Source organism: Thiomicrospira pelophila DSM 1534 (assembly GCF_000711195.1).
GTDB lineage: Bacteria > Pseudomonadota > Gammaproteobacteria > Thiomicrospirales > Thiomicrospiraceae > Thiomicrospira > Thiomicrospira pelophila.
Genome location: NZ_JOMR01000001.1, coordinates 473,987 through 494,550, shown reverse-complemented (window position 1 = coordinate 494,550; position 20,564 = coordinate 473,987). Strand labels below are relative to the sequence as shown.

The following is a 20,564-nucleotide window of genomic DNA, read 5'->3' as shown; positions in this document are numbered from 1 at the left end:
AACTTATCAGATAAACCAATTGTGTAAACAACCCACAAATTCACCTTTTTTAGGTGATATTAGAAACACCTGATGTTATATTTGAATTTCCAGATTAAAATAAATTTTGAGGTAATATTCATGCGAGCCATTAACTTTCTATTTCTCTCCATCGCGTTGGCTCTGCCGAGTTGGGCGATGGCCGATGTGGTCAAATTTGAAAAGGTCACCGACAATGTGTATGCATTTATAGGTGAAACCGATGATCGCACCAAAGCTAACCTGGGCTTAAACGCCAATATAGGTTTAGTTGTAACCAACGCAGGCGCGGTTGTAATTGATTCAGGCGCGGGTCCTTTGTCAGCGGCGGCGATTGAAAAAGGCGTTAAAAAAGTCACGGATAAGAAAGTGGTCGCGGTCATCAATACCGGCTCACAAGATCACCGTTGGTTAGGCAATGATTATTTTGCCAAAAAAGGCGCGATCATCTACGCCATGCAAACCACCGTCGACACGCAAAAGAAAATGCTGAACTCGATTTTGAATCGTATTATGGGAACCGATGAGATTTTTAAAGATCAAACCCCATTTCACGCGCCTAAGCCATTTGCCGGTAACGAAGGCAACGTCCGTATTGGCGGGGTCGATTTTGAAGTGAAGTATTTTAACGATGCACATTTTCCCGGCGACGCCGTGGTATGGCTACCGAAACAACAAGTTTTGTTTTCTGGCGACCATGTTTATGTTGACCGTTTACTTGGTATTCACCCTCACACCCATGCGGTTAAATGGCTAGATGCGTATGAGCAAATGGCCGAACTCCCTGCTAAATACGTTGTGCCGGGACATGGTGAGGTTTCTGACATGGCGAAAGTGCAAGCGGAAACCGGTGACTACCTTAAACAATTGGTTGAAGCGGTAACCGAAACGGTTGAAAACATGGGCGCAATGAGTGATGTAACCTCATCGCGTGATTGGTCGCAATTTGAGCACCTAAAACATTTCCAAGGATGGCATGGCCGTAATGTCAGCAATACCTTCCAACGCTTGGAAATGGAAATGATGTAACGCGAAGCTTCTGACTAAACTATCTGTCATACTAAAACCACTCTATAGAGTGGTTTTTTGCTATAGGTCAACACTTGATTAGCCAGTTTAAATTAGCAATTTTTTCTGAGATAACTTTAACCACCAGGCCTGGTGGTTATGAAAAGGATACCGCTTGAAATTTGCATTGCGCCCTAACACGCTATCTGGTCAGCTTAATCTGTATTTAGGTTTAGGACTGGGTGTGTTTGCTTTATTGGCGGGCTTGTTAATCCACCAATTGGTTACACACACGCTGGATCAGACTTTACGCGACAAAGCCGAAGCTTTATCTCAACAATTGGCTTTGGTAACACTGGATTCGGTCTTGATCCGTGATTATGCGGTGGTAGAGCGTTACGCCGATGACCTAGTCAAGCAAGGGCACGGCATTGTGTATTTAAAAATCACGACTGAGCAAAATCAAATCCTCGCGCAATCCGGTCAGTTGCCAACATCGGATAAAAACGCATTGCGACAAATTACGCCTATCCAATTTCTGAACCGAGAAATCGGCCAAATAGAGCTGCATTACTCGCGCGCACTGGTGCAAAAAACCTTTCGCAATCTAATGGCGGTGGGGCTTTTAGGGTTGGTTTTAATTTTGGTTGTGCAATCCTGGATGATTAAATGGTTTTTACAACGTCGCTTAATTGACCCGATTCAACGCTTGGTCGAAACTATTCATCCCTTGTCGCAAAGCCTGGAAAACTCGGTGACAAACCAGCCAGAAGAGGTACGTCAAATTCAAGCGCATTTTGACCAGTTAAACGATTCTATTCGGGCGCATATTGCGGCGCTCAACCAAGCGCATCAATTTACCACCCAAGCGAATGAACGTTTGCGAGACGGCCAACGTCTGGCCTCAATCGGGCAAATGGCGGCAGGCTTGGCACACAATTTAAACACCCCCTTGGCCAATATTGTCGGCTATGTGCAAATGACCCTACAAACTACCGATAACCATAAGTTGCAAGAGCGTATGCAGATCATCGAGCGTCAAGCTAAAACCTGCTCCAACGTGGTAAAAAGTTTACTGAATGCGGCTCGCCAACCCGACACCCAAATGACCGAGTTTGACCTTCAACCCTTTCTGCAAAGTTTTTGTGACCTAGTTCGTCCAGTCTTGCAACAAAAGGGGCTAAAGACGTTACAACTGGATGCTGATCCTTTCAACATTCGCGCCGACCAAAGCTTATTGGAACAGGTGTTATTCAACCTGCTGGACAATGCGGTCGATGCGGGCGCAGACGAAATTATTATTCAACTTAACCACCAGGCCTGGTTAGATATTGTGGACAATGGCGAAGGTATTCCGAGCGACAAACAGCAAGCGATTTTTGATGCCTTCATCACTACAAAACCGGCTGGAAAAGGTACTGGACTTGGACTGTTTTTATCGCAACAAATGCTTAAATCCATGCAAAGCACGCTCTGTTTACTGGCCTCTCAACCCGGCCAAACCCATTTTAGAATCGACTTACAAAAGATGACGCCAAACCATGAATAAACCCCTTTTAGTGATTGTCGAAGACGATCAAGACATGTCCCAACTCTTAGCAGAACTGGCCGAGAACGCGGGGTTTCAGACCGAGGTGTTCAATCAAGCTGTCCCCGCCAAACGCTTTATCCACCAAACACCCCCAGCGGTTGTTTTAACCGATTTGCGCTTGCCTGACGGCGAAGGGTTAGATATTTTAACCGCAACCAAACACGCCAGCATGGATACTCAGGTGGTGCTAATTACTGGCTACGCAACGGTTGAAGATGCGGTGCAAGGCTTTAAACACGGGTTGTATGATTTAATCACTAAACCCTTTGATGTTGCCCAAATGTCGGCTTTATTGACTCGAGTATTTCAACAACTTAACCATCGTAAAACCATGTTGAAACTGCAAACCCGCTTATCGCAAGTAGATCAGGTTCAATTAACGCCCATCTGTCAAAGTCCCGCGATTAAAAGTGTGTATCGGCTGGTTGAACAGGTTTGCCAAATGGATGTGCCGGTTTTAATTGAAGGCGAAACCGGGGTTGGTAAAGGTGTATTGGCTCGATTTATTCACCAACAAAGTGAACGCTCTAAAGAAGGTTATTTGGAAATCAACTGTGCAGCGGTACCTGAAAATCTAATCGAATCCGAACTGTTCGGTCACGAGAAAGGCGCGTTTACCGGTGCTAATGCGCGCAAACTTGGGCTGCTGGAATTGGCCGATGGCGGCACGCTATTGTTAGATGAAATCAACAGCATGAGTACCGATGTGCAAGCCAAGTTGCTGCACTTTTTGCAAAACCAAACCCTGATGCGAGTTGGCGGCCAAAGCACCACTCAAGTCAATGTACGGCTAATTTTCGCTAGCAATCAATCGTTACATGAGCTGGTACAAAAAAATCAGTTCCGTCAAGATTTGTATTATCGAATCAATGTATTCCCGGTGCATTTACCGCCGCTACGTGAACGCCCCGAAGACATTCAAGCTCTGGCCGAACGTTTTGTTGCCCAGTTCAGCAAACGCTTCAATAAAAACGTGCGCTATATTAGTGATGAAGTTTTGCAGCAACTGCAAGATTACGATTGGCCGGGCAATATCCGCGAACTCGAAAACATTATTCAACGTGCGGTGGTGTTAGCACAGGGCGAAGCCATTGAACTGAATAACATCCCACAGGAGTTGCGCCCTTCGCCTTGCGACATCCAACTAGCACCAGGCCTGGTGGTTAAAGAAAACACCAGCTTAGACGAGCTGGAAAAACGCTGGATTGAGTTCACGCTGCAACGCTGCAGTGGCAATAAATCCCAAGCCGCCCGCGACTTGGGCATTGATGCCTCAACCCTGCACCGTAAACTCAGTCGCCATAAACCCTAAGCGGCCAAAGCACCAGGCCTGGTACAAACAAAAAACGCCCAAACCCGAAAATTTGAGCGTTTTTATCTGTTTTAACACAGCCGTTCTCGAAGCTATTATTTAAACCAAGCCTCGACCATTTTGGCCGTAGGCACGCCACCTGAGTGCACGATTTTTTCATTAATAACCACAGATGGTGTCGTCATAACACCGTATTTGGCGATTTCGGCGATGTCTTCGACTTTTTTCAATTCGGCATTCACGCCTAGTTTTTGACAGACTTTTTCGATCTGTTGATAGGTGTTTTTGCAATTGGCGCAGCCAGTACCTAACACTTTGATTTGATATTGCTCCGCTTTTTCCACTTCGTCAGAACAACAGTCAGTATCCCCACCGCAACATTTGGATTCGGTTTTTGGATCATCTCCACAGCAACTCGACTTAGCAGGTTGGGCTGAGTCACCGCAACACGAACTTGAGACCGATTTTTCATTTGACGGTTGCGAGCTGCTGCAGCTTCCACCTTCGCAACACTGACCGTCTTTTGAAAATTTGGCGATCAATGCGCCCGGACAAAATCCGGTGTAGGTGGCTTGCAAACCCATCAGTCCGGCAAAAGCCGTAACCCATAACCAGCTCGGTGACAGCATATCGACTTGCCCCAAAAGATGCGCAACAATCATCGGCAGCAACACCATAATGGCCATTAAACGTACAACTTTATTTCCTTTCATTTCTTTCCCCTAATAATCTTTAAATAAGTTTAAACAAAAATAAAATTAAACAACCAACCCACCAACATAAACGCCACCGCCAGAATCCCGGCAAACCAAATCAATGCTGGCCATTTCACGACTTTTCGTAAAATGATTAATTCCGGCAAGGACAAGGCCGCAATACTCATCATTAAGGCCAAAGCCGTACCAATCGGAACGCCTTTGCCCAACATGGCTTCGATCAGCGGAATCACCCCTACCGCATTGGAGTACAAAGGAATGCCTAACAATACGGCGGCGGGAACCGACCACCAGGCCTGGTCGCCCGCTAAATAAGTTTCAACCCATTGCTGTGGTACATAACCATGGAATAGCGCCCCCAGCGCGATACCCACCAACACCCATTTCCATATACGACGGAAGATTTCTTTGACTTCGGCCACCGCATTCTGATGTCGACCGCGCAGCGAATTATCGGGTACATAGCCTGCCACCTCACCCATCTGAATTTTCCAGACATAGTCTTCAACCCAGCGTTCTGGCTTGAGTTTCTCCATTAATACGCCGCCCACATAAGCCACCACCAGGCCTGCTAACAAATATAACAGCGCGACTTCCCAACCCAGTAAGCTGATTAACATCACCAGCGCAATTTCGTTAATCATTGGGCTGGCAATTAAAAATGAATAGGTCACCCCCAGCGGCACACCCGCTTCAACAAACCCGATAAACAAAGGGACAGAAGAGCAAGAGCAGAACGGCGTCAACGCACCTAAAATGATGGCTAACGAACGCGCCATCCATTTGGGTTTGCCTTGCACATATTCGCGCACTCTTTCTGACGAAACCAAGGTGCGCAACAAGCCCATCAAATAAATCACCACGCCCAGCAGTACAAAGATTTGCACCACATCCATGACAAAAAACTGCACCGCTTGACCCAGCTGATCATCAGCTGACAAACCCAGCCATTCATAGGCTACTAAATCCCCCAGCGCTCTAAACATGCGGCTCTCCATTCTTAACTTGAAAACAATATATCTGAATAATCAGATTAATACAATTATATTTTCATCCCCAGATATATTTTTCAACCATATGCCCCTTGTAAATTCGAGCATTATGAACAAATCATCCTTTACAACTAATTTATACCCCGATACAAATTAGTTATCCAAAAGCTAAGGTTTCCTTTATAATGGCTGGTTCGATTCGTCCCAAGAGTTTTATCTATCATGAAGAAACGGGTTTTTGATGTTGTCATTGTCGGCGGTGGTATTTCTGGCTGCGCTTTGACCTATACCTTAGCAAAATACAGCGGCGTAAAATCCATTGCTGTACTCGAAAAATATGGCACCCTTGCACCGCTTAACTCAAACGCGCGCAGCAATAGTCAGACTCTGCATTGCGGTGACATCGAGACCAATTATTCTTTAGCCAAAGCCGGCCAAGTAAAACGCCAAGCCAATATGCTGGTGCGTTACGCTGATCAAGTCGAAAAAAACAACTTCATTTTCAAGTTTCCTAAAATGATCCTAGCGGTAGGTGAGCAAGAGTGTGAGGCGCTGGAAAAACGTCACCACGAATTTGCTGAAACCTTCCCTTATATGCAGCTTTGGAATGCCGATAAAATTGCCGAAGTTGAACCGGCCGTGGCCTTGGTAGATGGTCAGCCTCGTGCCGAAAAAATTCTGGCCTCGGGCTGTACGGATGAATACAGTGCGGTTAATTATGGCAATTTGTCGCGTTCTTTTATTAGTTCCGCGCGCAAATACGCCAGTGACATTTCGATCAATTTAAGCACCGAAGTCAAACGCATTAAAAAGTTTGAAGATCACTACGAAATCACGACAGCCCAGGGCACTTTTATGTCACGTTTTGTGGTGGTGTCGGCCGGTGCGCATAGTTTATTGCTCGCCAACCAGCTTGGGCACGGTTTAAAAATGTCGATTCTGCCGATGGCGGGTAGCTTTTATTACGTACCGAAAATGTTAAACGGTAAGGTTTATACCATTCAAAACGACAAGTTACCCTTTGCCGCGTTACATGGCGACCCTGACTTGATCGAACCTAATAAAACCCGTTTAGGCCCAACGGCTTTAATGCTACCAAAACTAGAGCGTTACACTGGCGGCACCTATTGGGATTTCTGGAAAAGTTTAAAGCTCGACTTTAAAGTGCTGAAAGTATTTTGGGACTTAATGAAAGACAGCGTGATCCGTAATTACATTTTCCGCAATATCGCATTTGAAATTCCGGGCATTCGTCAAAAACTATTTTTAAAAGATGCACGTAAAATTATTCCAGGCTTAAAGCTAAAAGACCTAAGCTTTGCAAAAGGGGTCGGCGGTTTACGCCCGCAAGTCATTGATAAGGTCACCGGCGAATTAAAACTGGGCGAAGCCAGCATTGTGCCAGAGGGCGAAAATTTAATTTTCAACATGACCCCCTCTCCCGGTGCGACCACCTGTTTATACAATGCCTACCGCGATGCTCGCATTGTGTGTGAATCTTTAGGCATTGAGTTGCACCGCAAGCAACTGGTTGATGACTTACTCGATGGTCAAGACCTGTTCGAATAAACCCACTCCCGTCACCCTTGTGACGGGGTTATTGGGCAGCGGTAAAACCAGCCTGATCAGGCACCTGCTCGCACACAAACCCCCACAAGAACGCTGGGCCTTGATCATTAACGAATTTGGTGACATCGGTATTGATGGCGCCGTTTTAAGCGCACAAGACACGCCCCTTTTTGAAGTTAACGGCGGCTGCATCTGCTGCAGCGCACAAGCCAATCTCGCGCAAGCTCTTAACAAAGTCAGTCAACATGAATCATTGGACCGTCTGATTATTGAACCTACCGGCTTGGGCCATCCTGCTCAAATCATTGACCTGTTACAAGGTCATCCATCAGCTCAAAACTTTAAATTACAAAATAGCTTTTGTATCATCAACCTGGCGAATTTTGATTTAGATCGTTATCAAAAATCAGCAGTTTTACGCGACCAAATTAGCTTAGCCGACTACCTAGTACTGAATAAGACTGATTTAGTTTCGACCCAACAACTTGAGCAATCCGAAACCTTTCTTAAAAGCCTGCGTCCGACAAAAGCGGCGATTATTCCGACTCAGCAAGCCAAAATTGATCTTAACTGGTTAGACCAAACACCCACCAGGCCTAGTTTTAGTTTATTAGAAGCACCTGTTCATCAAGCCACAGTCAGTCAATCAATCCAAACTGACAGCCAGTTGCCTGAAGTGATGCGTGCTCAAATTCAAGTTGGCCCAGTTAGTAGTATCGGCTGGGTTTTCGCTCCCTCGGTCTTATTTATGCGCCCAGCCGTAAAACAATGGTTCGACACGCCACCACCAGGCCTGGTTAGAGCCAAGGGTTTGATAAGAATGGGCAAGCAGTGGCAACAACTTAACTGGGTAGTCGGCCACCTTAGCCTTGAAGAGCAAGCTTGGCGTGCCGACAGTCGGTTGGAGTTGTTGTTTGATTATGAAGTCGATCCTAAACCAAGCTTCCAAGCATTAGAAAAAAGTCTGACAAATCTAATACAAGTTCGTGACCTATAAGCTAAATCTTGTTATTATCACCGATCCATTAAAATCAATAACGCGCGTTGCATAGAATTCTATCTCGCAGTTAGGCTACAGAAGGAAATTGCATGACCAAGCACATGCCCGATATCGCGTGCCAACCCCACCAGGGCCCACAAGGTAAACTCAATTGGGTCGGAATGAGCGGCATAGAACTGCCCGTTCTGGTTCAATCCAAACACGAAGCCATTCGGTTATCGTCTCGTACCCAAGCTTATGTCAACTTGATAGACCCTCAGAGCAAAGGCATCCACATGTCTCGGCTGTACCTGCTGCTCGATCAAATGGCGGTTCAACACACCTTATCGCCTGCGCGCATACAAGATATTTTGAGCAAGTTTATTGAGTCGCACCAAGGTTTAAGTGATCACGCGTTTGTTGAATTCCGATTTGACTACTATGAACGCCGCGCCTCATTAATGAGTGACAACTCAGGCTGGAAACACTACCCGGCTACTTTCCGCGGCGAACTGAAGCAGGGTAAATATACTTGTGAAGTCACAATCGAAGTGCCTTACTCCTCAACCTGCCCTTGCTCGGCGGCTTTGTCGCGCCAACTAATTCAGCAAGCGTTTGAAGAGAAGTTTAAACAAGGTGAAAACTTAGACTATCAACAAGTGTTGGATTGGCTGGGTACACCGGAAGGCATTTGTGCCACCCCACACAGCCAGCGCTCTTACGCCCAGATCAAAGCCAATATTTCCAGCATGACCGAGTTCGACTTTTCAACCTGGATTAACGTAATTGAAAACAGTTTAAAAACCCCGGTACAAGCCGCCGTAAAACGCGAAGATGAGCAAGAGTTTGCACGCTTAAATGCCAGTAATTTAATGTTCTGCGAGGATGCGGCTAGACGCTTACAAGCAACCATGAACGAACAGACACAGGTTAGTGATTATTGGTTACGAGTGAATCATTTAGAAAGCTTGCATCCGCATGATGCGGTCGCGGTGGTCACGAAAGGGGTTGAGGGCGGTTACATTGATGACCCAAACTTAATGGGACTGATTAACTAGCTTGGTGTTCCAAGCCCTAAAGAAACGTTAGGTAAATGAGAACTGACCCTGGATGTAAAGTCCAGCGTCATACTCATGCCACGACTAAGCCGTCGTGTTGATATTTTGTCCAAGGTTAGCGGGCAACTTTGAAGCTGGCACTGGGGCAATCCCTTCCAACAACGTCATTACCGCGTCCGTTTGAACATCCATGGACTTTTTCAGCATGGTTACCTGAGCTTCTTGCTTTGCATATACCTGGCTTTGCGCCATCGTACCTGCAACCACGCCGCCAGCCGTAACGCCTTCTGGTATAGCCATGTTAACTCTCCTTTTTATCGCTGTTTTTAATGGTCTCGTCTGGCGAATTTTCCATGTCCGAGTCTTTTACAAGCTGATGGTCGTCACAGCGATGTCCCAACCAACCACAGCCACATTCAGGCACCGGATCAACCCCACCCGGATTAGCCGGGTGACAGCGTCCAATGCGCCGAATTGCTAGCCAGAAACCGTAAATCAAACCATGCTTTTGCAAGGCTTCCATCGTGTAATGTGAACAAGACGGATAGAAACGACATCTGGGTCCGAGAAGCGGGCTAATAAAGAGCTGGTAAACACGCACCAGCCCAATCAATAACCATTTAAGCGGATTGTATTTTTTCAGGGCGGCCCATAGCTTCACTTGGTTCTGTTTCCTCAAATTTAGCGTTATTATCCCCTAACAAACCTGCCATTTCTTGATGCAGACTTTTTACCCGCTCAAACCAGCCTTCACGGCTATCTTGCTCTGGAAAACGCTGCACCAAAGTATTAGCCAATAACTCATCAAAGATCTTTTGTGCTTGCGCGAATTGCTTGTCTAAGCGTTCGATGGCTGACTGCCAGCCTTGCAAATAAGGTGGCAAGTCTTTTACACCAACCTGACCTTGTTTATCGTTTGAGTTCTGCACTTGTTGATATTGAGCAACGGCCGCTTGCTGGTAAGATACGGTTCGCATTTCGCTGCGAGTCATATCTAAGCTAAAAGACTGAATTTGACCAAAATCAACTTGCAAATTCATTGCTTGCTCAAACGCTTTTTCAATATCGCCGTTATAAAAGTTATTCGCGAGCTGATCCACCTGCTCGAAGACATCAAAAATAGCGCCGAGTTCTTCTTCATTCAAATCACCTTGCACACTGATGCCAAAACGCTCTTCAAACGCGGTCATTTCCATCGCTTCACGCGATTCAAAATAACGTACACCTTTTGGCCCTTCTTCACTGGCTTGCTGATGGCTAAACTCTTGGTATTGCGCATAAAGCTGGCGAAAATCTACCGTAACTTGATCACCTTCACGCGTCGTTAACTGCATACTCATGGTATTAGAGTAATGATATGAACCTTGATAACGCTGCATGGATGCGGCTGACATACTGGCATGATCAAGACGCTTTACCGGCAAGTCAGCTTCGCCAGACTTAGGATTTCCGGCTGCATTTTTTTTATGCGAAGCGTTAAATAAATCCACAATACTTAACGGTGACTTGGCTTCGCTTTGTCCAAACGCGAGACCTGGTAACGATGCGATTGACATAAAAAAACCCTTCCGGTCAAAGTGACGTCTTTAAGCAAGTTAAAAACCCCAGTTTTTTCTATAATATTTATTATTCTTTTGTACTTTATTTAGCGGCCAGCTTCAGTTTTGCTTTAGATATTTCTAAAGCAAGGCTGGGATTTGGCATAATATGAGCATCTCGAACGATTTAAGGATGATAATTATGAACGCCAAAATTGCTTTTATCGGTGCGGGCAATATGAGTCGAAGTTTGATTGGCGGTTTAATTGCCAGCGGCTATGACAAGTCTAAAATTCTAGCCGCAGACCCTAGTGCAGATGTTTGCCAGGCACTTAGCCAGGATTTTTCTATTGAATGCTTTCAAGACAACCATCAAGTCATCAAAAAAGCTGAGATTCTTGTGCTGGCTGTCAAACCGCAGCAGCTCAAAGTTTTGTGTCAACAACTGCTAACTGACATTCAGAAAAAAAAGCCACTCATTATATCGGTCGCAGCGGGTGTTCGCAGTCGTGATATTGATCATTGGCTCGGCGGCAATTTAGCGGTGGTTCGCGCCATGCCTAATACGCCAGCCTTAATTCAAACGGGTGCAACTGGGTTGTTTGCGAACGATAAGGTTAGCGAGCTACAGCATAACCAGGCTGAAGAAATCCTGCGTGCGGCTGGATTAACGCTATGGGTTAAAGAAGAAGAAAAATTGGACGCCGTTACCGCGTTATCTGGCAGCGGCCCAGCTTATTACTTTTTATTTATGGAGGCGATGGAGGCCGCAGGCCAAAAACTCGGGCTAGATAAAAAAACCGCCCACCTCTTGACGCTTCAAACTGCATTTGGCGCCGCCAAAATGGCATTAGAAAGCTCCGATGATTGCACCGCTTTACGCCATAAAGTCACCTCCCCCAACGGGACCACCGAAAAGGCGATTCAAAGCTTCCAAGCCGACCAACTTGAACAAATAATCGAACGCGCCATGCAAGCTGCAAAAGCGCGTGCTCAACAACTTGCCGATGAATTAGGAGAAGAATAATGGGTTCACCTGTCGATCAAGCCGGTTTATTTTTATTGCAATTTATTGCAGGCCTGGTGATATTTGTTTTGGTTTTACGCTTTTTAATCCGCGCGACTTATACCGATTGGCGTAATCCAATTGTGATGTTTATTGCCAAAGTAACCAATCCGGTTTGTAAACCCTTTGCAATACTTTTACCGTCTCGAGGTCGCTGGGACTATGCCGCGTTGGGCGCGGCCTTTTCAGTACAGGTCATTTTCATCTTGCTCGTCAGCTGGCTCAGCGCCCGAGATTTTGGACTGGCCTTTATTTTATTAAGTGCCTTAACAGAGGTATTCAACGTATTGCTCGACATGCTGTTTTGGTTGATTATTATCCAAATCATCTTGAGCTGGATTGATCAAGGCCGCAACCCCAATTTGGATATATTTCGCCAATTGACAGCGCCTATCTTGGCGCCATTTCAACGTTTGATTCCGCCGATGGGTGGCTTTGACTTATCACCGATTGTCGCGATCTTGGTGATCAAGCTTTCCCAGATATTAATTGTCGGCTCAATCGCGCAGCTTGCACAATCAATGGTGTAAAATAGCGCCCATGAAAAACTCAATCGGAACTGTCACCCCTCAGACCTTACATGTTGATGAACCACTGGCCTTGGTCAGCGGCGCAGTACTGCCTCAATATGATCTAGTCTATGAAACTTACGGCTCGCTAAATGCTGAGGCCAATAATGCTATTTTGATTTGCCATGCACTCAGTGGCGATCATCATGTGGCTGGCTTTTATGAAGGTGATGATAAGCCCGGTTGGTGGAATGATTATATCGGCCCGGGCAAACCGATTGATACCAACGAATTTTTTGTGGTGTGCTCCAACAATTTGGGCAGTTGTCGTGGTTCAACTGGCCCAACTTCGCTTAACCCTGAAACTGGCAAGGTGTTTGGCAGTGATTTTCCGATAGTCACTTGTCGTGACTGGGTACACAGCCAAAACCAATTACGCCAACACTTAGGTATTGAGCAATGGGCTGCGATCGTTGGGGGATCGATGGGTGGCATGCAGGTGATGCAGTGGGCGATTGATTACCCAGATAAACTTCGTCATGCGGTAGTGATTGCGGCCGCACCTAAATTAAGTGCGCAAAATATTGCATTCAACGAGGTGGCTCGACGCGCTATTATGACCGACCCTGAGTTTCATGAAGGGCGATTTATTGAGGCCGGCACCATCCCAAAAGGTGGCTTGGCACTAGCACGCATGCTAGGGCATTTAACTTATTTATCTGATGACATGATGGGGGCGAAGTTTGGGCGCGAACTGCGTGCCGACAAACTCAAATATAGCTTTGAAGTTGAATTCCAGGTTGAAAGTTACTTACGTTATCAAGGTGAAAAATTTGCGACCAAGCAAAACTTTGATGCCAACACCTACTTACTCATGACCAAAGCCTTGGACTATTTTGACCCAGCATCTGAATTTGACAATGATCTTAGCCAAGCTTTTGCCAACACAAAAGCTCAATTTTTGGTAATTTCTTTTACCTCAGACTGGCGCTTTTCACCCGCACGTTCACGAGAAATTGTACGGGCATTGCTGGATAACGATCTAAGCGTTAGTTATGCCGAAGTGGTGTCTGAACACGGACACGATGCATTTTTGTTGCCCAACACTCATTACGAGGGTGTTTTTCACGCCTACATGCGTCGCATACAACAGGAGAATCGTCCTGCATGAGTCAGATTATCACACCAGAATTTAAATTAATTTCGGACTGGATCACCCCCGGCTCTCACGTACTGGATCTTGGGTGTGGCGATGGAACATTATTAACTTACCTACAATCCTATCGCCAAGTACGCGGTTACGGTATGGAAATTGATCCGCAAAAAAATATTAAAGCCGTTATGAATGGGATCAACGTCATTCAAAGCAATTTGAACAGCGGTGACTTAAGCGAATATTTTGATCCGCACAGCTTTGACTACGTCATCATGACCCAGGCACTGCAAGTCGTCAGTCGTCCAGATTTATTGCTTGACCACATGCTTACCGTTGGTAAAGAAGGCATTATTACCTTCCCCAATTTTGGTCACTGGAAAATGCGCGCCCAACTTTTATTGAAAGGCCGAATGCCAGAAACAGATACACTGCCCTACCATTGGTACGACACCCCCAATATTCACCTCTGTACTTTTAATGATTTTGAAAGACTATGTGAAGAAAAGGGAATTGAGGTGATGGCACGGACAGTGGTTAACAGCCAACACCAAACGAATGTGGGCATGCGATTATGGCCAAATCTACTTGGAGAAGTCGCACTTTATAAAGTAAAAAAGCGTAATTAAGACAAAACGAGCTGTTATTTTTTGGAAATATTGCCTATACTGAATGGCAATAAAATAAAAAATATGCTGGCACACCATCATTATGTCTCGATCATCTAGAAATGCACGACGTTTTTTTCGTATTGATATGCCTGTGCGCTATTTCATTACGGCATACGCTCAGCTTTTTGACCGTGATATTTACTCAACCGGAGCCAAATATCATACTCCTTACATTCATAAGCAACTCGCGGATCAAAAACAAAAAACGCTAGAATCCCTAAACCATATTCAAGATCAAAAAGAAGTTTTAACTGATATTTTTATAGATATCATTCGACGCCTAGAGTTTTTTGGCGAATGTTGTGAAATGATTGCAAGAGGCCATAATCCAAAACTCAACAAAGCCATGTGGCAAGACTTAACCAGTCATCAACGCGGCTTTAGCAAAATTAAACCTCTTGAACAATCCTCCCCAAAAACCTACCAACACCTTAAGACCATTGAAGACAAATACTTATTCTTTTTAAATCAGCTCGTTGAGAGTATCTCAAGCTCTACAGCTGATCACTTTTATGCGCCAGATTACCTGCCTCACGGCTTTCGAATTGACGAATTAAGTCAGATTTTTGGTGACGCCAAATACGACAGCATTCCGCTCGTGCAATCCATTTTGCACTGTGCCGAATTCATCACCACCCATACCGAACTATTTAGGCGCATTCATGATGATCATTGCTTACGCCAAAACCCTACAGATTGGCCTGAAGAAATGGCCAATGTCAGTGCGGGCGGCTTGGCCGTCTTAACTGAAAAAAGTTTTGACATTCACCAACGCGTACATGTGCATTTGTATTTTCCTGAAGCCGAAAAAGTGCTAAAGTTTGATGGCGTGATTGTCAATATTCAAGGTGAACCACTTGGGCGCCTTGAACGCATGGCGGTGAATTTTGAGTTTCCAGACAGTAAAGACCAAGCCTTTTTACATACCGAAATCCAGCGCTACGAAATCCAAGAGTGCTTAAAATTTAAGCTTTAAATAACGAGAATTTATTATGCCCGGCACAAGCCATCAAGTTGAAACCGGTTTTATCGGAGAACTCGCCCTAAACTTAAAGCCACCAGCTGAAGATCTGCTCAAGTTTAGTACGTTAAAACAGCTGATTCTAATGCGCCAACACGGCATTGATGATTTTTTCCAAAAAGAATACCCCTTTGTCAACGATACTGAATGGCTCGACATTATTGATAAAGTCATGCTCACTAAAGTGTCTTATTTTGAGCTGAGTGATCGTTTTACTGCACCCCAAATGAACAAACTCCTCGAAATTTCTCGGTTTGCCCTCAAACTACCCAATGAAAGCGCACAAAGTCTTTATCAAATCACCGAATATCGTTACCCTGTATTTGCCAAAGTAATCAAAAACCTCATGACTATTTGCCAGAAAAAGGTCAAACAACAAGCCGCTTAGGCACCAGGCTTAGTAGTTATTTTCCTTTTGTTGACGTGTAACATTGCCATGCCTACAAGGAGCCAAATGTCGATCAAACACTGGCATACCCATGACCAACCACGTGAAAAACTTATCGAATTTGGCGCCGCCAGCCTGACAGATGCTCAGTTGCTGGCCATTTTTTTACGGGTGGGTGTCAAGGGAAAAAATGCCGTCGAACTCGCTCAAGATCTGCTTGACCATTTTGGCGATCTACACAGTTTACTACATGCCGACCAAACCGAATTTTGCCAAGCAAAAGGTTTGGGCTTGGCAAAATATGCACAACTAAATGCGGTATTGGAAATGGCACGGCGACATTTTGAAAGCGGTCTAAAAAAAGGCGAAGCTTTCCAATCGCCAGAATTGAGCGCCCAATTTTTTATGAATCAAATTGGTCATCAACCGCGTGAACAATTTGCTTGTTTATTGCTCGACCAACAACATCAAATGATTCACTTTGAAATTTTATTTTATGGCACGGTAAATCAAGCCAGCGTGCACCCGCGCGAACTGGTTAAACTCGCACTCAAACACAATGCGGCGGCGGCGATTGTCACTCACAACCACCCGTCAGGATTACCCAACCCCAGCGAAAGTGACCATCAAATCACCCAATTAATCAAACAAGCCTTAACACTCGTGGATGTTCGCTTGCTAGATCATGTTATCCTAGGTGATCATGGACGCTGGCACTCAATGGCAGAGAGTGGTCAAATCTAACTCCATGCAGAATTTTGGAATTAACCGAATTAAGTCTTGCATTCAAGTCAGGATTTGTGGATAATTCCGTCTTCTTGTTTTTAGGTAAAGTTTCTTTACCGTAATTTAGAATTCTTGAGCAAGCGGGTTGCTGCTTGCTCTGAAGTTTTCATCGTTAATGAATGGATATAGGGGATTGAGAGATGTCTAAAGTTTGCCAAGTCACAGGAAAACGCCCTGCGGTCGGTAACAATGTTTCCCACTCTCACCGTAAAACACGTCGCCGTTTTTTGCCAAATTTGCAAGCACATCGTTTTTGGGTTGAATCTGAAAACCGCTTTGTAAAACTACGCGTTACACCAGCTGCTATGCGTACAATCGACAAGAACGGAATCGAGTCAGTGCTTGCAGATATGCGCGCACGTGGTGAGAAGGTTTAATTAGGAGACGGTTATGCGCGATAAAATTAAGTTAGTCTCATCAGCGGGTACAGGTTATTTTTATACTACGGATAAAAACAAACGTACTATGGCTGGAAAATTTGAAATCAAGAAATACGATCCAGTGGTTCGTAAACATGTCTTGTTCAAAGAAGCCAAAATCAAATAATCTTACAAGAAATTTTGATTTAGCCTAGAAAACCGACCTTGCGTCGGTTTTTTTATATCTGGAAATCCACCGACCTCTTGTGGTTTAATCATTCCATTACTCAATTACCCAGACCACTCAATGCTTAAACTCTACTCCGTTAAACAAGCACAAACCATTGACAGCAAAGCGATCAAACAGTTAGGGATAGCTGGCTTGACCCTAATGAAGCGTGCCGCGGCTTTTGCTTTAGAGGTCTTACAGCAACAGTGGCCACAAGCTCAGCAACTTTATATTTTGTGCGGCCCTGGCAATAATGGTGGTGATGGCTACGCGCTGGCTAAAATTGCACACATTAACGGTTACCGAGTTGAAATTGCTCAGATAGGTGAACCACCCCAAGAAGGTGCAGCGACCCAAGCTCGGCAAGAAGCCCAAGCGCTAGGGTTAATCGCTGAGGATTTTTCAGCCCAAAAACTGATGCAGACTGACCTTGTTGTGGATGCCTTGTTTGGCATAGGTTTGAATCGACCATTGGAAGCGCCATGGAATCAAATCATTGACGCCATTAATATGGCACAGCGCCCGATTCTCGCGCTCGACATTCCAACTGGCTTAGACGCCAACAATGGGCAAGTTTTAGGGGCCGCTTTACAAGCCCAGCACACCGCCACCTTTATCGTTCATAAAACCGGCCTCTATCTTAATGATGGCCCAGATTTTACCGGCCAGGTACACTTAAGTGACCTGCAACTGCCAGAAGAAATGTTTGACGAGTTCACGCCACTTGCTACCAGCTGGCAGCAAGATGATATACCCCTTATTGCGCGTCGGCACAATAGTCATAAAGGCACATACGGCTCAGCTCTGTTAATCGGCGGTAATCATAATATGATGGGTGCGCTGGCGCTTTCAGGGAAAGCCTGCTTGCGATCTGGGGTTGGTTTGTGCAAACTTCTCAGCCGAGCCGAACACCAGGTAGCACTTAGCCAAATACAACATGAACTCATGTGTTACCAAGACACCGATTTTCATCGCTTAGCGATTAAGGCGGATGTGATTGCAATTGGCCCCGGCCTCGGAACGGATAGCTGGGCATGGAGTTTATACGAAGAAGTTTGCAAAAGTAATCGCCCCTTAGTACTCGATGCGGATGCGTTAAACTGCCTAGCGCTTGAGCCTTTTCATTACGAGCGCTGGATACTAACCCCTCACCCGGGAGAGGCATCGCGCTTATTGGAGCGCCCCACTCATGTCATCCAAAACGATCGTATTAGTGCCATTCAAGCCTTGCATAAACGTTATGGCGGTGTCATTGTTTTAAAAGGTGCGGGCACCTTAATTTATGACGGACAGAATCTCGCACTATGTCGCGCCGGTAATCCGGGAATGGCGGTGGGCGGCATGGGTGATGTATTAACTGGCCTCATCGCTGGATTAGTCACACAGGGTTTTAACCTATTTGAAGCGGCTCAACGCGGGGTTGAATTACACGCCCGAGCCGGTGATAAAGTAGCACAAAACCGTGGTGAATCTAGCTTGCTACCATCCGATATTATTGACGTTTTATAAGCCTTCACGCATAGTATTCATCATTCACTCAAATTTTGGTTAAAGGACAGCAAATGCAGATTAAACTCGGCATCGTAATGGACCCGATTGAACACATCAAGCCCCATAAAGACAGCTCGTTTGCGATGTTACTCGAAGCTCAACGACGCGGTTACGAGTTATTTTATATGCAACCACAAGATATCTATGTGCAAAATGCCCAACCCTTTGCCATAACAAGTGAGCTCAAGGTTTGGGATCGCAATGATGGCCAATATCACGGTTTTGGTGCGTCAAAAGTCACCCCATTGGCTGAGCTGGATATGATTTTAATTCGCCAAGATCCACCATTTAATAACGACTATCTTTATTCAACCCATATGCTTGAGCTGGCAGAGGCGCAAGGTGTGTTGGTGGTCAACAAACCTCAGAGTCTGCGTGATGCCAACGAAAAACTCTTCGCCAACTGGTTTCCTGAATGCACACCCCCCACGCTAGTAAGTGCGCAAGCCGACCTCCTCAAGGCATTTGTGGAAGAACAACAAGATACGATTTTTAAACCCCTAGATGCCATGGGTGGCGCGTCAATTTTTCGCGTCAAACAAGGCGACCCAAATCTCAGTGTGATTATTGAAATCATGACCGATCACGGTCAACACCACATTATGGCGCAGCGTTATTTACCCGAAATCAGTGCGGGCGACAAACGCATTTTATTAATTGACGGCGAACCGATACCCTATGCATTAGCACGCATTCCGCAATCCGGCGAAACACGGGGCAACATCGCGGCGGGCGGGCGTGGAGAAGGCCTCGAATTGACTGAACGTGATCGCTGGTTATGCCAACAGATCGCGCCCAAGTTACGCGAAAAAGGCTTAATTTTTGTCGGCTTAGATGTCATTGGCAACTATGTTACAGAAATCAACGTTACCAGCCCAACCTGCATTCGGGAGCTTGACAGTCAGTTCGGCCTCAATATTGCGGGCACTTTGTTTGACTGTTTAGAATCAAAAATCAACCATCCTAAATGATACCCTTTTGCTCTAAACCTTTAGGTCACGTCACCTTAAAAGTCGGCGTGTTTTATAGTTGTCATTTACTTCTAAGCCTTTGGTTAAGTGGCTGTAATGCGCCTCAGAACACAACCCAACAAAGCTTTTACGTATTTGGCACAGAGGTTCAAGTATTGATTGTGGGTGCTGATACCCAACGGGCACAGCAGGCGATTCAGGCAATTGAACAACGCTTTCAAGCTTTTCACCATGAATGGCATGCTTGGGAAAAAGGCGGCATTGTGAGCAAAATCAACCAAGCAATCGCCAATAATCAAGCGATAGACGTGCCCGACTCGGTCAAAACATTCATTCAAACCACGCAAAAACTGAGCGCCCAAACTGACTATTTATTTGATCCAGCCATCGGCCAACTCATCAACATGTGGGGGTTTCACTCTGAAGAATGGCATGGTCCGCCCCCATCAGATACTAAGCGCCAAGCCTGGTTAAGTAGTCGCCCTTCGATCAAAGATATCTACTTCAAACATAATCAATTATTCAGTCATAACCCAAATGTTCAGCTCGACTTCGGTGGTAATGCAAAAGGCTTAGCACTCGACATCGCGGCCAAAACCTTGACCGATGCGGGCATTCAAAATGCGCTGATTAATATCGGCGGCGATATCAAAGCATTGGGTTTTAAGAACCACCAGGCCTGGTCTATCGGCATCCAAAACCCCAACAATCCAAAACAGGCTATTGCGAAATTACAGGCCCAGGCGAGCGACAGCATTTTCACCTCAGGGACCTATCAACGTTTTTTTGATTGGCAAGGGCAACGATTTAGCCATATTATCAACCCCAATACCGCTTGGCCGGCTGACAGCTTTGCTTCGGTTACGGTTATTCATGACGATGCCATCACGGCCGATACCGCGGCGACCGCCCTTTTGGTTGCAGGCGAACAAGACTGGCGGCGCATCGCCAACCAGCTTGGAGTGGAAGCCGTTTTCATTATCCATCGCGATGGACGCATAGAACTAACTCAAGCGATGCAATCAAGATTAATCGACCTTAAAAACTAAGCAGCGAAACCTCAGGGTTTGCTCTATAAT

General features: G+C 45.6%; 23 protein-coding genes. 18 read left to right on the top strand and 5 right to left on the bottom strand.

The genetic code is table 11. The features are described from left to right. Positions 1-120 precede the first annotated feature (120 nt). From N746_RS0102340 to N746_RS0102330, 3 genes are all read left to right on the top strand, one after another. Complete coding sequence (locus tag N746_RS0102340; protein ID WP_029933756.1) at positions 121-1,047, top strand: MBL fold metallo-hydrolase; 927 nt, start codon at positions 121-123, stop codon at positions 1,045-1,047. A 154-nt stretch (positions 1,048-1,201) separates the two neighbouring features. After that, a complete protein-coding gene (locus tag N746_RS0102335) occupies positions 1,202-2,575 on the top strand; it encodes a sensor histidine kinase (protein WP_029933755.1) in 1,374 nt (457 codons plus the stop codon). Beyond that, positions 2,568-3,929: a sigma-54-dependent transcriptional regulator gene (locus N746_RS0102330; protein WP_029933754.1), complete on the top strand. Its 1,362-nt coding sequence runs from the start codon at positions 2,568-2,570 to the stop codon at positions 3,927-3,929. The genes N746_RS0102335 and N746_RS0102330 overlap by 8 nt, the downstream gene beginning before the upstream one ends. Positions 3,930-4,024: 95 nt before the next feature. Here the strand turns inward: N746_RS0102330 and N746_RS10760 are convergent, their stop codons facing one another. Both N746_RS10760 and N746_RS0102320 read right to left on the bottom strand, forming a co-directional pair. Further along, entirely contained in the window at positions 4,025-4,642 is a 618-nt protein-coding gene (locus N746_RS10760; protein ID WP_156018238.1) for an MTH895/ArsE family thioredoxin-like protein, read from the bottom strand. A 29-nt stretch (positions 4,643-4,671) separates the two neighbouring features. Continuing rightward, complete coding sequence (locus tag N746_RS0102320; protein WP_029933752.1) at positions 4,672-5,631, bottom strand: permease; 960 nt, start codon at positions 5,629-5,631, stop codon at positions 4,672-4,674. 228 nt (positions 5,632-5,859) lie between these two features. Here N746_RS0102320 and N746_RS0102315 point away from each other — a divergent pair, with 228 nt between their 5' ends. The 3 genes from N746_RS0102315 (at position 5,860) to folE2 (ending at position 9,243) form a co-directional block, all read left to right on the top strand. Then, entirely contained in the window at positions 5,860-7,206 is a 1,347-nt protein-coding gene (locus N746_RS0102315) for an FAD-dependent oxidoreductase (RefSeq protein WP_029933751.1), read from the top strand. Continuing rightward, positions 7,172-8,203, top strand: a complete 1,032-nt coding sequence (locus N746_RS10570) for a CobW family GTP-binding protein (RefSeq protein WP_051678462.1) — start codon at positions 7,172-7,174, stop codon at positions 8,201-8,203. The genes N746_RS0102315 and N746_RS10570 overlap by 35 nt, the downstream gene beginning before the upstream one ends. A 92-nt stretch (positions 8,204-8,295) precedes the next feature. Next, on the top strand, positions 8,296-9,243 hold the full coding sequence (gene folE2, locus N746_RS0102305) for a GTP cyclohydrolase FolE2 (RefSeq protein ID WP_029933749.1): 948 nt from the start codon (positions 8,296-8,298) through the stop codon (positions 9,241-9,243). An 84-nt stretch (positions 9,244-9,327) separates the two neighbouring features. Here the strand turns inward: folE2 and N746_RS0102300 are convergent, their stop codons facing one another. From N746_RS0102300 to N746_RS0102290, 3 genes are read right to left on the bottom strand one after another with little or no spacing between them, the layout of a single operon-like run. After that, positions 9,328-9,543: a YjfB family protein gene (locus N746_RS0102300; RefSeq protein WP_029933748.1), complete on the bottom strand. Its 216-nt coding sequence runs from the start codon at positions 9,541-9,543 to the stop codon at positions 9,328-9,330. Position 9,544: 1 nt separating this feature from the next. Then, on the bottom strand, positions 9,545-9,904 hold the full coding sequence (gene yidD / locus N746_RS10755; RefSeq protein ID WP_081835964.1) for a membrane protein insertion efficiency factor YidD: 360 nt from the start codon (positions 9,902-9,904) through the stop codon (positions 9,545-9,547). Next, positions 9,864-10,799, bottom strand: coding sequence for a hypothetical protein (locus N746_RS0102290; RefSeq protein WP_051678461.1), 936 nt, complete (start codon positions 10,797-10,799; stop codon positions 9,864-9,866). Before N746_RS0102290 ends, yidD begins: the two co-directional genes overlap by 41 nt. Positions 10,800-10,983: 184 nt before the next feature. On the opposite strand from N746_RS0102290, the gene proC reads away from it, so the two are divergent. The 12 genes from proC to N746_RS0102230 all read left to right on the top strand — a co-directional run bounded on the left by proC (position 10,984) and on the right by N746_RS0102230 (position 20,534). Continuing rightward, positions 10,984-11,808: a pyrroline-5-carboxylate reductase gene (gene proC, locus N746_RS0102285; RefSeq protein ID WP_029933745.1), complete on the top strand. Its 825-nt coding sequence runs from the start codon at positions 10,984-10,986 to the stop codon at positions 11,806-11,808. Then, positions 11,808-12,377, top strand: coding sequence for a YggT family protein (locus tag N746_RS0102280; protein ID WP_029933744.1), 570 nt, complete (start codon positions 11,808-11,810; stop codon positions 12,375-12,377). The genes proC and N746_RS0102280 overlap by 1 nt, the downstream gene beginning before the upstream one ends. Before the next feature lie 10 nt (positions 12,378-12,387). Beyond that, positions 12,388-13,527, top strand: a complete 1,140-nt coding sequence (gene metX / locus N746_RS0102275; RefSeq protein ID WP_029933743.1) for a homoserine O-succinyltransferase MetX — start codon at positions 12,388-12,390, stop codon at positions 13,525-13,527. Next, complete coding sequence (gene metW, locus N746_RS0102270; protein WP_029933742.1) at positions 13,524-14,138, top strand: methionine biosynthesis protein MetW; 615 nt, start codon at positions 13,524-13,526, stop codon at positions 14,136-14,138. Before metX ends, metW begins: the two co-directional genes overlap by 4 nt. A gap of 82 nt (positions 14,139-14,220) precedes the next feature. Beyond that, a complete protein-coding gene (locus N746_RS0102265; RefSeq protein WP_029933741.1) occupies positions 14,221-15,156 on the top strand; it encodes a PilZ domain-containing protein in 936 nt (311 codons plus the stop codon). Positions 15,157-15,172: 16 nt separating this feature from the next. After that, entirely contained in the window at positions 15,173-15,589 is a 417-nt protein-coding gene (locus N746_RS0102260; protein ID WP_029933740.1) for a hypothetical protein, read from the top strand. A 66-nt stretch (positions 15,590-15,655) separates the two neighbouring features. Further along, the gene (gene radC, locus N746_RS0102255) at positions 15,656-16,333 is read left to right on the top strand and encodes a RadC family protein (RefSeq protein WP_029933739.1); all 678 of its coding nucleotides are present in this window, start codon (positions 15,656-15,658) and stop codon (positions 16,331-16,333) included. Between the two features lie 182 nt (positions 16,334-16,515). Beyond that, positions 16,516-16,752, top strand: a complete 237-nt coding sequence (gene rpmB / locus N746_RS0102250) for a 50S ribosomal protein L28 (RefSeq protein ID WP_029933738.1) — start codon at positions 16,516-16,518, stop codon at positions 16,750-16,752. 13 nt (positions 16,753-16,765) lie between these two features. Next, on the top strand, positions 16,766-16,921 hold the full coding sequence (gene rpmG / locus N746_RS0102245; RefSeq protein WP_029933737.1) for a 50S ribosomal protein L33: 156 nt from the start codon (positions 16,766-16,768) through the stop codon (positions 16,919-16,921). Between the two features lie 120 nt (positions 16,922-17,041). Then, positions 17,042-18,472, top strand: coding sequence for a bifunctional ADP-dependent NAD(P)H-hydrate dehydratase/NAD(P)H-hydrate epimerase (locus N746_RS0102240; RefSeq protein ID WP_029933736.1), 1,431 nt, complete (start codon positions 17,042-17,044; stop codon positions 18,470-18,472). 53 nt (positions 18,473-18,525) lie between these two features. Then, positions 18,526-19,485: a glutathione synthase gene (gshB, locus tag N746_RS0102235; RefSeq protein WP_029933735.1), complete on the top strand. Its 960-nt coding sequence runs from the start codon at positions 18,526-18,528 to the stop codon at positions 19,483-19,485. Continuing rightward, the gene (locus tag N746_RS0102230) at positions 19,482-20,534 is read left to right on the top strand and encodes an FAD:protein FMN transferase (protein ID WP_029933734.1); all 1,053 of its coding nucleotides are present in this window, start codon (positions 19,482-19,484) and stop codon (positions 20,532-20,534) included. Before gshB ends, N746_RS0102230 begins: the two co-directional genes overlap by 4 nt. Positions 20,535-20,564 lie beyond the last annotated feature (30 nt).